Origin of the sequence: Alkalicaulis satelles, assembly GCF_008630495.1 — a bacterium.
Taxonomy (GTDB): domain Bacteria; phylum Pseudomonadota; class Alphaproteobacteria; order Caulobacterales; family Maricaulaceae; genus Oceanicaulis; species Oceanicaulis satelles.
In genome coordinates this window covers 305,697-319,436 of the sequence record NZ_VWOJ01000002.1, presented here as the reverse complement: position 1 = coordinate 319,436, position 13,740 = coordinate 305,697, and the positions used below count along the sequence as shown (strand labels likewise).

9 protein-coding genes and 2 pseudogenes are annotated in these 13,740 nt (G+C 57.7%); 6 read left to right on the top strand and 5 right to left on the bottom strand.

All coding sequences use genetic code 11. The annotated features are described in order from the left end of the window. Positions 1-324: 324 nt before the first annotated feature. Entirely contained in the window at positions 325-966 is a 642-nt protein-coding gene (locus F1654_RS07195) for a hypothetical protein (protein ID WP_150022848.1), read from the top strand. An 887-nt stretch (positions 967-1,853) separates the two neighbouring features. Here the strand turns inward: F1654_RS07195 and F1654_RS14185 are convergent. The 4 genes and pseudogenes from F1654_RS14185 to F1654_RS07175 form a co-directional block, all read right to left on the bottom strand. Continuing rightward, positions 1,854-2,651: pseudogene (locus F1654_RS14185) on the bottom strand (IS630 family transposase); the annotation flags it as partial. A 514-nt stretch (positions 2,652-3,165) separates the two neighbouring features. After that, a complete protein-coding gene (locus tag F1654_RS07185; RefSeq protein WP_150022847.1) occupies positions 3,166-3,552 on the bottom strand; it encodes a DUF6157 family protein in 387 nt (128 codons plus the stop codon). A gap of 43 nt (positions 3,553-3,595) precedes the next feature. Next, complete coding sequence (locus F1654_RS07180) at positions 3,596-4,447, bottom strand: AraC family transcriptional regulator (protein WP_150022846.1); 852 nt, start codon at positions 4,445-4,447, stop codon at positions 3,596-3,598. Positions 4,448-4,598: 151 nt separating this feature from the next. Then, positions 4,599-5,093: a hypothetical protein gene (locus tag F1654_RS07175; protein ID WP_150022845.1), complete on the bottom strand. Its 495-nt coding sequence runs from the start codon at positions 5,091-5,093 to the stop codon at positions 4,599-4,601. Between the two features lie 216 nt (positions 5,094-5,309). On the opposite strand from F1654_RS07175, the gene F1654_RS07170 reads away from it, so the two are divergent. Together F1654_RS07170 and F1654_RS07165 are read left to right on the top strand one after the other, a co-directional pair. Further along, a complete protein-coding gene (locus F1654_RS07170; RefSeq protein ID WP_150022844.1) occupies positions 5,310-5,807 on the top strand; it encodes an ArsR/SmtB family transcription factor in 498 nt (165 codons plus the stop codon). Between the two features lie 23 nt (positions 5,808-5,830). After that, complete coding sequence (locus tag F1654_RS07165) at positions 5,831-7,018, top strand: transglutaminase-like domain-containing protein (RefSeq protein ID WP_199200500.1); 1,188 nt, start codon at positions 5,831-5,833, stop codon at positions 7,016-7,018. 44 nt (positions 7,019-7,062) lie between these two features. Here F1654_RS07165 and F1654_RS07160 read toward each other — a convergent pair whose 3' ends face one another. Next, complete coding sequence (locus tag F1654_RS07160; protein ID WP_150022842.1) at positions 7,063-8,976, bottom strand: RyR domain-containing protein; 1,914 nt, start codon at positions 8,974-8,976, stop codon at positions 7,063-7,065. 296 nt (positions 8,977-9,272) lie between these two features. On the opposite strand from F1654_RS07160, the gene F1654_RS07155 reads away from it, so the two are divergent. The 3 genes and pseudogenes from F1654_RS07155 to F1654_RS14180 all read left to right on the top strand — a co-directional run. Beyond that, positions 9,273-9,581, top strand: a complete 309-nt coding sequence (locus F1654_RS07155; RefSeq protein WP_233205179.1) for a RyR domain-containing protein — start codon at positions 9,273-9,275, stop codon at positions 9,579-9,581. Between the two features lie 159 nt (positions 9,582-9,740). Further along, positions 9,741-13,577: a tetratricopeptide repeat protein gene (locus F1654_RS07150; protein WP_150022840.1), complete on the top strand. Its 3,837-nt coding sequence runs from the start codon at positions 9,741-9,743 to the stop codon at positions 13,575-13,577. A 52-nt stretch (positions 13,578-13,629) separates the two neighbouring features. Further along, a pseudogene (locus F1654_RS14180) lies at positions 13,630-13,710 on the top strand (IS6 family transposase); the annotation flags it as partial. Between the last annotated feature and the right edge of the window lie 30 nt (positions 13,711-13,740).

Below are 13,740 nucleotides of genomic sequence, written 5' to 3'. Positions count from 1 at the left end.
CGGAACCGATCAGGAGGTGAATGCCCGGTGGTTTGGGAATTCTGTCGAGACCGGGAGAGCACTGCGAAAGGTCCAAGCTCAGACAGAAGGGAAGCATACGGCTTGAAGCTTCCGATTTGGGACCGAGGTGTTGGCGTTGCCGTAGCGTACGACACCCCCGATGCGACGACTGGCTCCAGAGGGTGACCTGCCGTTTCGGGATAGCAGTGACCCCGGCGAAAGTCGGGGAACACTGCTATCCCGGAACAACAACCTCACCAAAGGATGATCTGGGGGAGAAAGCATGGGCAGAAAGAGACTCGGCAGGGACAAGGGGATCTAGCCATGACAGATGAAGTTCAGGTCATCCGCACGGATATGGGCCGGCGCGCGCGCGGGCTCGGTGATATTCCCGCCCTTGAGAAGTTCGTTCTGGTCATCGCGTCGGAGCACGTGGATAAGAACGCCATACTCCAGATCACGCCCAGCTATCTGGCCAGGCTCGTGAACCTCACGCCCCGCACGGTCGGCGGAATCCTCAAACGGCTTGAAACCAGAGGGCTGGTCGAACGTCACCAGCTTGATGGCGGCTTTGGCATGCTCTTCACCGCCTATGTCCGCCTGACCCTGCCGGAAGCTGACGGATCACTGGACGAGGCGCCCCGGACCCCGTTCGAGGAGGCTGTCCTCGGGCATAAGCTTCCCAATGGCGATCAGGCGTCCAGGGCCAGGGCTGCTGTCGCACAGGGGCACGGCGCTTCATCCCATGATGAGGCGGGCGGCGAGCCCATAGACTACAAGAATCCCGATGAAACCACCCAGCGCATGTGGATGAAAAGCTTTAACGAAATGCGATGGGAATCGGTATGGGGCCCGCTCCCGGGAGAAGAGGGCTGCCGGATCTCTCCCGAGATCCAGCGGGAGTTCGAGGAGGATATTGACGATGATCTCTTCGAAGAGCAGAGCGACTGCGAAATCCCGTCATGAGCCGTCTCTGGGCGGTCAGGCCTCTGGGCCGGAGCCGCTCTCAAGCAGGTATGGCTGGTAGGGGCCAGCGTGGCCCTCATCCGCAGGCAAATCCGCCATTCAGGAACAGGATCAGTCCGGCCACCCGCTTGGCGCTTTGCGACAGGCTGGTGGCGCCCCACTGCCCGAGTGGGCGTGAGGGCTAGCCTTGAAGCTCACTGGATAGCTGCAGGCGCTTGGGATCGCCCACCGATCCCAGCCACCCGTTCAACCGGGCAAGCGACAGGAGCGACCAGAAATGATCCGCAGCACCTCCATTCATCCCCGCGCCAAGCGGCAGAAACGGGATAGGACGTACCCCATTCCAGCCACTTCGCCCGGATCAAGTGGCGTAAACGTGGAAAATCTTTCATCCCCTCGACGCTCACAAGTGGCAGGATCGGCGAATATCTTTCATCCCCCCGCTCATTTTGTGCCCGGGGAAGGGGGGTCGAAAGTCGGAAACCGCGCTGACAGGAAACCGGCGGGATAGCCGCATTTTGTGGGACTCCTAAATTCAACAGGGGGTATGGCGTAAGACGCGCCCCATTGTCATTATGGCCCTCCAGGTGCGCGGGAAGAACTGCCGTTCGGTGAGCGCCATGTCGGTGCGTGCCATTCGCTTCTGGCGGTTGCGGGCGTAGGGTGTCAGCTGACATACCCGATGTCACTCAACGTCATGGACCGGTAAGCGGCGTATCAGTTGCGGGTCTGGCCAGCGCCGAAGGGTCCATGGCCAGCGCCATCGCCGTGTTGATCCTGGCGGTCAGATTTTCCGGAGACCGGGGAGGCCCGGTAAGATGTGTATCGGCGACATCAGCCGCTCCTTCGAGAGGAGTCACGATCTCGGCGACTAGAGCGTTTTCGCTCTATTCTGGCTCATACCCGCAGGCTGTGAAGTGGTTGGCGCATTCTGCGGGGGTGATGGCGTCGAGGGCATCGGCGACGGCGCTGTGCAGATCGGGAACAGTACGCGCCGCGGCTTTGCGAAGCAGGGCTTTCAGTTTTGAGAAGGCGTTCTCTATGGGATTGAAGTCGGGTCTGTAGGGCGGCAGGTAGGCGACACGGGCTCCGCGGCGTCGCGCACCCCGGCGAGCTTGTGGGCGGGCAGATTGTCCATGACCACGACGTCGCCGGGCTTGAGTTCCCTCACCAGCATCCCGCGCACTCAGGTCAGGAAGGTCTCCTCGTCTATTGCGCCGTCGACCAGGGCCGGGGCCGCGACGCCGTTCAGGCGCAGGCCGGCCATCAGCGTGATCGTCTTTCAGTGCCCGTGGGGAACCGGCGCCCGGCAGCGCTCACTGCGCAGGGACCGTCCGCGCAGGCGCGCCATCTTGGTGGAGACGCCGCTTTCATCGATGAACACCGGACGCGCCGGGGCCATATCAGGCCGGCGCTCGAACCATGTTAGCCGGCGCTTGAAGACGTCCTCGCGGCTCTGCTCGCTCGCGTGCGCGGTCTTTTTTATACGTCAGCCTGCGCTTGCGCAGGAAGCTCCACAGCGTGCTCAGCTGAACGCGCACGCCATGGTCGGCGTCCAGACGCTCCACCATCTCCGCCAGCGTGATATCGGCCCGGCCTTCTATCAGCCCGAGAAGATACCCTTCATGCAGATCCAGCCGAGACCGGCCCGGGTTGCATCTCGGCTGCACCGCCACGCTTCCCGTGCGCCGGTACTGGCGCGCCTAGCGCCCCACCGTCGCCTCGCCGATGCACAGATGCCGGCCGACCGCGCGCAGCGACAGCCCTTACTCCACAACCAGCTTCACCGCTCGAAGGCGAAGATCCTCGCTCAACGTTCTCATGGCCGCCCTCCCTGTACAGGCGACACCCCATGAATCACGCTTCGCGGCTAAACGGAATCCCCAACCGAGTAAGACCCAGGCGAAAATGCTCTAGGCGGCGGTAGAGCTCTTTGCAGTCTGCATCCATGATGTATGCAAGCGCGCGTGCATACGACGCGAGTTAAGTAAACCTCTGGCGGGCTGAGGATTTTATAGCTCTTTTATTCGGGACGGAAGCGTTAATTGCCCGTAAGGGCGAATCTAAAATGCATGTTATGCAGTTAAGAATTTCCGCCGCCCCGGGGCTTTTTGATAAAACGGCAGCCCCTAGGGTGAAATGAGAAATTGCCACTGACCCCTCGTAGGGAAGCGGATTCAGGCCGCAACGTATACAGCCTCAGTTCCGCCTGTTCCGCATGCCCTGGCGCTTCATGATCGCAGGATTTATCAGCATTTGCTTGTAAGCATCCGAGCAAACGGGCACAAGCGCAACTCGGGCCTCGGCATCATGATGGAGGCCGAAACCGTATCTTTTTACGAGTGGCGAGGCGCGCAGGCAGGCGCGGCTTTTCTTGGCCCACACAGCCTCGTTGATGCTCCCTGACCGCGCCTTGTCGACAGCCAGTAACAATTCGTCCGATGTCAGGCTGTAGGGAGCATGGCGTAGCAACTCGTAATGGAGGTGCGCCACACTGCCAACCTTCTCTGGCGGTGAGGCTTTGTCGACCGGGCAATCTTCGGCAACGATGATCAGAGTGGAACGATAATTCGTGCTGTGATTCATAGTGCCGACCTTCGAGGCTCTCAGCAAATACTGCTTTTGCCCCCTATGGATTTTCGACATCGACTATTGGGATCCAGATCTCGACCTTACCTTTGGGGTCGGTAGGATTATACTCCGCTGGGTAGAGCTCGAAATCAGGCGCGCCAGTGTTCTGGAATCTGGCCTGCGGCAAGTATCGGTTCCAGATTACTTCTACAGTGTCGCGCAAGGTGGCTGCCGAGCCAAAATGAGTGAAGACTGCATAGCGGCCCTCCTGGATCGTGACGCACGAAAAGCCCTTGGGGATCGTGTGGGTGTCCGCCTCAACCCCTGCGAGGTACGAGAACGTGCCGTCCTCGGTCATGCCGTGGCATACGCCGAAGCTCTGCCCCGCGAGCGTCAGCCCTTCAGCTTCGGCGCGGGTGATAAATTCGACCCACTGTGCCGGGATGGCGCCATTGGTTTCGAAGCTGTATCGCGCAGAGAGCCCGACGATCCGCCGGGCCTTGATGAGCTCGAAGCGCGGCGGCATCAGGGGTGTGTAGGTTTCTGTATTGGGCAGTGTGATGCTCTCTTGAATGAGGTGCTTCGGGATAGCTGCTCCTTTGCCAACCGCAGCAGGAGTGACAGCGAAGGCAGCTGAGAAGGCCCGGGTGAAAGCCTCCTGACTGCCATATCCGGCTCTTAGCGCGATTTCGACTATACTTTTATCGGTGCCTGTTAGCCGATACGCTGCTTGTGTGAGGCGGCGCATGCGCAGAAAGCGCGCAGGTGACGAGCCCGTTTTGATAGTGAAGACACGGGTTAGATGAAAAACTGAAATCCCATTTTCTTTTGCAATATCTGATACCCTTAGTTTCTTTTCCCCTGCGCTTTCGATTTGCCACAGGATCCGAGCCAGTAAGCTGCGCTTCATAGCGTATCTCCTCCAAACCCGTAGAAATATCTACTTTAATATCCTCATTCAGTCCTGATCGTTTTTGCGGTTTTCGGCGCATTAAGGGCCTTTAATACGGCTTGTCCACGATGGGTGAGCCGATACCCGCGCGGGCGACTTTCTGTTAGCCCTAAGCCTTGAGGCGGCGCACGCGTGACTTGAAAAGTCTCACCGGCTGGCCTGCTTTCGAAGCGAGAATGGCCGCAGTTAGGTCTGGTTGGTCTCCTATGAGATTGAGGACGCAGAGGGTCCAGTCTGCGCCCTGACTGCGCGCATCAATCGCTTCAAGATGACGGTTGATCTCAAATAATTCTGTGGCGCCTGGCGGCTTCATGGCGAGTGCCTCGCGCGGGTCCTCTGATAGCCAACTGAGGGTGATCCGGTATAGCGCGCCGGGCCTGTCAATATCAGCCATTAATTGGACGCGATCAGGATAGCCGGCTGCATGTGCATCTGCCTGGCTTATCATTTCTGGTGTTGTCATCTGGATGTCTTCGATTCTTAGAAGGCCGATCGTGGTTTTCAGAGTCCCGCCCTTACGAACAGTGGGGCGCACCCAACGGCGGAAGGCGAGCCAGACGCAACCTTTCCGGATCTTTTGTAATATGGAATGCCGTATCATCATGGCGTTTCATGGCTCCTGCGGCTTGTTTTGCGTCTGAGCCCTGTCCGGTAGTGATAAGTGCTTTGACGTCGCAGGGCCAACTTACTTGTGAATTAAATCAATTTAATTGCCTGCCGGTCGGCTCATCGCATGTACCAGTTGACAACCTAAAAGTACGCTTATACGTATATACGCACTTACGAAATATCGTACTGTTTGGAGTGTAGGAGAAAAGCGATGCCTTCTCTGACCGATCTCGCGGTCCGCGTCGAAGCTCTGGAAGTGGTGATTGAAAAGCTGCAGGGTTCTCAAAATGGTGACTCCTTGCAGATTTTGCGATCTGAAGCGCCCGAAGGCGGAGCTGTGCGCTTCGAAGGCAGTATCGATCTTCCGGACAATTCCAGAATTGACTGGGTGATGAGCCACCCGGCTAGCGGGCTGCTAGCCGCAGACTGGGCTGAGATTGCCCCAACACTGGCGGCGTTGGGGCACCCTGTGCGGCTGCACTTGTTGCAACATGTTCTCAATGGAACCCGCGAGACTTCTGCTTTGGTGCAGACACTGGGCGAAGGAACCACAGGACAACTACACCACCATCTGCGCGAACTAACCTCTACAGGCTGGTTAAGCAGTGAGCGGCGAGGACGATATTCCGTTCCTGCTGACCGAATCGTTCCGCTTCTGATTGCAGTTGCGGCTGCAGGTGGTCCCGATACAGGACAGGATGGTGCGTAATGCGAAATGAGCAATTTCGCTGCATGGTATCATTTCACTTTGATCCATGGGGTTTCGCAGATGATGATGCGATTGAAGTTCTTCTGCCTCTGCCCAGTGCAGATGGCTATCAAACCATTCACAGCGTTGACGCGCCGGAAGGGATTGATTTCATTGACCAACACGGACATCGCAGGCTGATCAGGCTTGAGCGCGGCAAGATCGTCAACGTAACCGCTCAGATCGAGACAAGGCGGCTGACCCACGGTTCATATCTAGATCTTCCTCCACCAGTATCTGCAGACCTTGCGGACGCCCCGATGATCCTGCCAGATGAAGCAATAAGAAAACTGGTCGCCCAGGGTCATAATCGACCTAAAACTCCTGATGAACAGATTGCCGGTCTGGCTAAACTCACCGCTTGTGCGCTTCGCTATAAATACCCTCGAGACAGCCGGGGGGCGGCTGTCTCGCTTGGGAGGAGGTGGGGAGATTGCGGGGAATATGCATTCCTCTTTGTCGCCCTGTGTCGTGCCTCCGGAATCCCGGCTCGTCCGGTATTCGGCATGATCATCGCGCCATGGATGAAGACCCCACATGCATGGGCAGAGGCATGGAATGGAAAAGGTTGGCTACCGGTCGACCCAAACCTTGTCAGAGAAGGCTTCCATCTTGGCCCGATCCTGGAAGCAGGCCGACGTCCTGCCGATCATATTGGTGCGCTTGATCCATATCGCCTGGTGCTGTCCCGGCATACAGGTTTGCCATGGCCAGGCTATCAAAAGCATGGACCAGCTCATTATAGTTGCGAGCTGACACAAGTATTTGAGGGGCTGGGCCCGGTAACCATCTGGCATCAAACGCCATTATGGCGAGGCGAGTCGGTAGTGCCTTTCCTTCAATTACCATGGACAGTGATACACCGGCCCAAGAAGGCTAGCCTTGTAGCATGGTGTCGGCGCATGAATGTATGGAATTTTTCCGTCATCAAGCCCAACCGCCGCTTACCTCGAAACTTTCTGGTAATGCCAGACTTGCTAGTCTTGCATCCAATAAAGGGGGTGGCCGGTGTCGTGATGGCTGGCCTGCTTATACCGGTAGCGCCATCAGTTGCATTCGTCTTTCAGATTGCGATATGGACTTGGTTCTGTCTCGTTATCATAGGGCTGATAAAGAGTCTGCGTCTCATGATTTTACGCTCCCCCGTATGGAATTGGATGTACAAGACGTGACCCGAGGGTCTCAGGTCACAGGGAGAGAGCGTTCTGCACCGCCATCATGCCGGCACTGCGCCACGACCGAATAATCTCTCAACCAATTTTACGTCTGCTTCCCGCTCTTGCGGTGGCTTGCTCGCATCAGGAAGGCGCACAAGCCCATCTCGCGTTTTCCTAATATGGCTGGAGAGCCAGTACACCAGGCGGATATCAAACGTCTTGAACCTGTCATCGAGTTCATCAAAGGGGACAAGATTGTCGTGAATGAAGGCGCTGTTGTTGCGAGGGACGCCATAACGCCAACCATTCATCCATCGATCGAACATCCACCTTTCATGTTCAAGGCGGGCCAGATTAACCAGTTCCGTTGCGTTTCGGAACAGCACTTCATGGCTGGCGATGGCTGGTAGGCTGTAGCTGGTGAGGGTTTGTCCCCGCAGATAGCCGTCCAGGTCAAAGCCCAGACTGGCGAGTTTGGCCGGGATGTGATCAACGGCGCGCCGGTTGGAAATGCGCGACTGTTCATCAAGGCTTTCCCAAGGGATATCAGCTGCAGGCTGACCCTGTGTCTCACTTTTCAGGTAAGCGGCGTGGTAGTCTCGAGCGAGCCGGTCAGGTACCGGTTCCAGAATGCCGCTGGCGTGCATGATCTCTTTCCACGTTCCGAACGAGACCAGTTCACAGTCAGCTTCGAATGCGACACCACCTTCGCGTTGGGGAAGGCCAGCGCCTTCCGATGCGCGCAGGAAGACCGGCGTATCAAACAGCTCTTCACGCAGAGCGGCTTCCCTGATTGCGATTGCGCCTTTCAAGGCCGGGCCCGTGTCGGACGTCGCCACGTATGTTGCGGTGACCGGTAAAAGCCTGCAGCGCTCTTCGAGGGCGGTGATACAGGTCTCATTCAGGCTGGTGACATCAGCTTCAATGGCGAAGAAGTCAAAATGTTCCACAAGTCCTGGATGGCGCGCCTTGAACGACTCCACCCGCTTCCCGGCGGCAATGTCGATCACCGTTACCGCCGGGGTTTCAAGCTGGGTCACCAGGTTGGAGTTCAGAATGTCGAGGATGATCGCTTCACCCAGTCCATCCAGACCTACGACAAGGGCGTGGATGCGGGGGTGGCTATTCTTCATGGCGATCGCGAACGGCGGATGCCTCTGCAGCAGGCTGCGGGCGGCGCTGGAACTCAGACTCACCGCAGTCAGGAGATCGCCTTTGCTCGTCCTCTCTTTGTGACCTGACGGATCCGGGTCACCCGACTGCAGGCCGTGGCGTATACGCTGTGCAAGCCAGGGATCGGAAAGGACGGCGAAGACAGGTGTCTCGGGCACGCGCCTTGCGATTTCCAGAGCGCTCTCGATGGTCATGCCGTCATGAGCTTCAGCCACCACGATACGATTGGCGCCCTTGAGGCTCTCCTGGATAGCCCCCTTCGATAGCTGTTTGGTCCTTGGCTGAACGAGTACCTTTCCGGGCAGGCTCTGCGTAGTTGAGGTATGGTAGGTCACACCTCTTCGGGCAAAGCGGTGGTGAGCTGAAAACTGGAGCCACATCTCAGCGAGGTTGCGCGCAGTTTCGGTCTCGCCAAGTATTGCAAGATGCCCTCTACGCAGACGGGCACGTATCTGATTCAGGGGCTCGGATAGCAGTGCGAGAAGGCCGAAGATAATCGCGATATAGAACACCGCGATCCCGCCGAACCTGGCGATTTCCAGACGCCAGTCCCCGGGTGGCTGGCCGTCACTGGAGGCTGCAAAAAGGCGTGCATACTCGTCGCCGACCGCGAAGGCTCTCAAGGCGCTGTGGGCCGCGTCAAGGGCGATCTGCCACTGCGGAGGGACATTGCCCTCGCCATACACTGTCTCGTTTCCTGAAAGGTGTTCAAACCAGGCAGACCATCCAGCGACGAATATGCCGCCGACCGCGAGCGCGGCGATCAACAGGAAAATACCTGCCTTGCGAAACTGAAACATGTCTGCCCGCCCCCGTAACCTCTAAGCTATGCCTCAAGTCTGAAAGAATGGGGAGGGATTTACAATCCAAACAATTACCCGGTTGGGCGTAATCGCGGACTGGGGGTGCGCCATCGGGTTGCTCAAGGGCAGTGCTGGCTCTCAGTGCGGACGCGAAGCTTCACCCTGATTACGACTTGCGTTCTGGTCGGTGGATTGAAATGAGAGGCCAGAAAATATGGAGGCGTTCCAAGTTGACTGAACCAGGCATTGACCAAAATCGGCTTTTGTTAATCGCTCACGTCTGCCACGAGGCCATGCGCGCCTACCGGGCGGCGCTCGGCGAGGATGAGCTGCCTCCATGGGATGAGGCCGAGCCGTGGCAGGTCGAATCCACCCTTGCCGCCGTGCGATTTCGAATGGCCCATCCGGATGCTCCCCCGGGCGTGCAGCATGAACAGTGGATGGAAGAAAAGCGGGCGTCCGGCTGGCGCCATGGTGCAGTGCGCGATAACGCCCGCAAGATGCATCCGATGATGATGCCGTTCAACGACCTGCCCGACACCGAGAAGCGCAAGGATGTCCTGATACAGAAGGTCGTCGATGCATTCCTCGAGGACGTCTGAGCGCGCATCCTCATAATCGTGAGGGCAGTTGCACCTCAATTGTTTTGTAGGCAGGCCCATCCGGTGTTGCAGCCGTTGATTGTCCAAGTAACATGGCGGGCGCAGGCTTTAGCGGGTTGGATCCGATTGAGGGTTCGCCGCTGATACGGGGGGCCATCAATGTCACCGGTAAAAATCTCGCCACGCTGGAAAAGCCAGCCCCTGTTTGTGTCCAGCACGTTCCGGGACATGCATGCCGAACGCGACCATCTTCACCGGGTGGTGTTTCCAGCGCTGGAGGAATGGCTTCGCGAGCGTCGCATACTTCTCGAGCCCCTTGACCTGCGATGGGGTGTGGAGACCAGCGGCGAGGCCGAGGCTGAAGCTAAAGAGCAGCTGGTCCTCAAGGTCTGTCTGGACGGCATCAATGAGTGCCGTCCGTTCCTGATCGTGCTTCTGGGTGATCGTTATGGCTGGCAACCGCCGGCAGAGAGGCTCGCGATCACTGCTGGCGAGTACGGCTTTGTGCCAGATGCGGTCGCGGGGATGAGTGTGACGGCGCTGGAGATCGAAGCAGGCCTGCTGGCGAGCGAAGATCAGGCGGTGCGTAGCTTCGTCTATCTTCGCGAGCCTCTGCCCCTGGACGACATGCCTGACGATCTCCGTGCGGTTTATAGCGACGCCGCGGCGGGCAATGAGGATGCCGCCGGTCGTCTCGAGATGCTGAAGGAACGTCTCCGCAATGTGCCCCGTCTGGAAGGCCGCGTACGTGACTATACGCTTGAGTGGGATGCTTATGCCTGCGCGCCAGACGCAGAGAGCCTGAACGCCTGGGGCGAGCAGGTGCTGGCAGACCTCAAGGCCGAGCTGAGCGGCGATGTCGAGGCGCATGGCTTGGATGAAGCGCCTGAACTGACATGGCAGGAAGAAGAGGCGTTCGAGTACGAGGCGTTTGTCGAACAGCGCGCGCGGGTCTTCGTCGGGCGCAGCGACACGATTGCCGAGATCGAAGCCTGGGCTTTTTCGGCCGACGAAGGCAGCGCCCCCTGGGGTCTGGTCTACACCGGCGCCTCAGGCGCGGGCAAAAGCGCCTTGATGGCGGAGCTCTACCGGCGCTGGACCCATGAGCCACAGGACCCGTCAGATGATCGTGCCCCGGTGGTTCTGGCCCATGCTGCCGGCATCAGCCGGCGTTCGGGCTGGGTCACGCCCATGCTTCAGCGCTGGATCGGCGAACTGGCCGCGCTGATAGGGATCAATGACCCGCTCGCCGAACACGACAAGCACGAGACGGTGGTCGAGGCCTTCCGCGATCTTGTTACACGGATCGCGCAGGATCGGCGGGTGATCCTGCTGGTCGACGCCATCAACCAGTTCGATTCAGGCGCCTGGCAGGACCAGTCATGGGTCCCGGCGGGATGTCCCAGTATCCGCCTGCTGGCGACCGCCATACAGGGCGACGCCAGCGAACGCCTTCTGGGCGCACATGAGGCCATCGAAGCGCGTGAACTGCCAGCGCTGACGGCTGCAGAGGCCGGCGACATCGCCGTCGCGCAGTGCGCGCGCTACCGCAAGACGCTTTCAGACAGCGTGCTTGCGGCGCTGAAGGAGCATCCGTCAGCTGGCAATGCGCTCTGGCTGCGCATGGCGATCGACGCGCTTTTGCAGCTTGATGCGGATGACTTCGAGAATGCGCAGGCGGACCATGCCGATCAGCCGGCTGATCGGCAGATCCCGGCCTTCATGACGGCGCTCGTCCGCGAGGCATTCCCGCCAGATGTGGCGGGCATGTATGCCTATCTCCTGACCCGTCTGGAGGCGCGCTTCGGCGAGGCGCCCGTGCGGACGTTTGCGTTGGCCCTGGCGCTCAGCCGCTCTGGCTGGCGCGATACGGACTTGCGGGAGCTGGCTCCGCGTCTCGGCGGCGGCGAATGGGATGATGCGACAGGGGCTATCCTGCGGCGCGCCTTCCGCCTGCATCTCAGCCGTCACGGCGATCCGGCCTGCTGGGATTTCTTCCACATCCTTGCCCGTGAAGCAGTACTGGCTCGGTATGCAGGATCAGGAGACGAACGCTCCTCGCTTCATGCGGCCATCGCGGATCATCTGGCCGCGCTACCGGACGACGACCCCATCGCTCAGCGCGAGAGCATGCATCATCTGCTTGAAGCCGAGGACATGGTGGGGGCGGCGGAGTTCTTGGCACAAGCGCCTGATGGCTTGGCGCGAGACGCTGCAGTTTTGTCGCTCGCGGAGCGAGTTCTCAAACGAGAAAAAGAAAACAAGCGCGATCACAGCCTGGGATTGATCGATGGGCTGCTGGAGCATGCGAACATAGAGAAGCTCGATCTGCCGAGCCGGCTAATGATTGATGTGTTCGCACAGGTGAGCGGTCGCGTCAGTGGCAGAACGGCTCTCAATTTCATGGAAACTATTCACGGCTGGTATATTGAAAACCGTACTTACCTGTCTCCTGATCAGTTTCTGGTCGACCTATCTATTAGCCACGACACTCTTGGGGAGATAGAAAACGCGGAAGGCCGAGGAAATTCGGCGCGATCACACTTTAGTGCCGCGATGGAAATCCGTAGAGCTCTACATGATCGCCTCAACAATACAGCCTATGCGGCAAACTTGGGCATTAGCCATGGGAAAATTGGTGACTTAGAGGGAGCAGCAGGTAATTCGGAAGCTGCGATAATGCACTATGAATCGGCGTTGGCCGTGTTTGACAATTTGAGTTGTCGTGTCGAACAAATGGAATTCAAGCGCAACAAAGGCATCATACATAAAAGAATTGGGGATATTGAACGCAAATTAGGAAACATTGATGCTGCACGCTTACATTATATCAATACTATCACAATCATCGATGCGCTGCACAAACACACACGCAATGTAGAGACCGCATTGGACCTGTCGGCCTGTCATGCGAGGATTGCCGCCCTAGAGCGGGCCGATGGCAACGTCGTCGCGGCCAGATCGCACTTTGAATCAGGTATGGAGATCGTCAGGGAAATCCATGTCCGCACAGGGAGCTGGGAGACGGCCAAACATCTGGCATACCGCCATGTCAGCATCGGCGAGCTTGAGTACGATGCAGGCAACATTGAGATTGCTCGCTCGCACTTTGTCGCCTCCATGGAAATCCGAAAAATTCTTCATGATCGCATCGGAAATGCCGACACTGCGCTCGATTTCGCAGTGAGCGCTGCGCGGCTTGGAGAGATTGAGCTCTCAGCAGGCAACATCAAAATGGCCCGCGAGCTGTTTGAATTGACAGTATGTATCCGCGAGACGTTTAAGGATCTTATCAACAATATAGAAACAGCTACCGATCTGGCCATTGGCCTTAACTGGCTAGGGCATTTGGAGCTCTCTGAACACAACTATGAAGCGGCCCGACAACACTTCGAGGCAGCCATGGAAATCAGCAAGGCCCTACACGATCGTGTTGGAAGTCCAGAGACCGCAAGATCACTTGCAATCGCACATAGCAACGTTGGCGAACTCAAGCTGGCGGTAGAAGATGTGGATGCCGCCCGACTGCATTTCGAATCTGCTATTGGGATAACAAAAATTTTGCATGACGGCGTCGGAAGTGTCGCGACCGCGCGGGACTTATCAGTCAGCCATGGAAAACTCGGTGATTTATTATGCGCGATGGAAGATTTCGATAAAGGCCGAACTCACTACGTAGCCGCGCTCGATATTCGCAAATCTTTATATGACGGCAACGTCGTATCTCGGACTCTAATCGATCTTGCGGTGAGCTATCAGCGCCTCGGGCGGTTAGAGCAATTAGCAGGCAATATTGACAAAGCAAGATCAAATCTTATGACGTCAATGCAGCTCAAGAAAGACAGGCACGAACAAATAAAAAGCATCCAAACCGCGCAAGATCTTATAATGAACCACATCATGATTGCTGATATCGAACAATCGCAAGGAAACACTGAGGCAGCGAAGGATCAATATAATTCAATATTGGAAATTCAAAAGAAATTGTCAGAGTAAACCGGCTTGGGTCGGGCAGTGCGGTTCCTGGCGTTCCGGGATGAGATAAACGTTGCGTAACTTCAAGAACTCACCAGAGGTCATCCGCCTTGCGGTGATGATGTATGCGCGCTTCCCGCTGTCTCTGTGGAACGACGTGACGTAGCGGCTCGAAACGGGGTCA

Coding starts and splice junctions, on each gene's coding strand:
- F1654_RS07180 (WP_150022846.1), bottom strand. CDS start 4,447: ATGAAGCGCAGCTTACTGGCTCGGATCCTGTGGCAAATCGAAAGCGCA.
- F1654_RS07155 (WP_233205179.1), top strand. CDS start 9,273: ATGCGCGCCTACCGGGCGGCGCTCGGCGAGGATGAGCTGCCTCCATGG.
- F1654_RS07170 (WP_150022844.1), top strand. CDS start 5,310: ATGCCTTCTCTGACCGATCTCGCGGTCCGCGTCGAAGCTCTGGAAGTG.
- F1654_RS07150 (WP_150022840.1), top strand. CDS start 9,741: ATGTCACCGGTAAAAATCTCGCCACGCTGGAAAAGCCAGCCCCTGTTT.
- F1654_RS07165 (WP_199200500.1), top strand. CDS start 5,831: ATGGTATCATTTCACTTTGATCCATGGGGTTTCGCAGATGATGATGCG.
- F1654_RS07175 (WP_150022845.1), bottom strand. CDS start 5,093: ATGATGATACGGCATTCCATATTACAAAAGATCCGGAAAGGTTGCGTC.
- F1654_RS07195 (WP_150022848.1), top strand. CDS start 325: ATGACAGATGAAGTTCAGGTCATCCGCACGGATATGGGCCGGCGCGCG.
- F1654_RS07160 (WP_150022842.1), bottom strand. CDS start 8,976: ATGTTTCAGTTTCGCAAGGCAGGTATTTTCCTGTTGATCGCCGCGCTC.
- F1654_RS07185 (WP_150022847.1), bottom strand. CDS start 3,552: ATGAATCACAGCACGAATTATCGTTCCACTCTGATCATCGTTGCCGAA.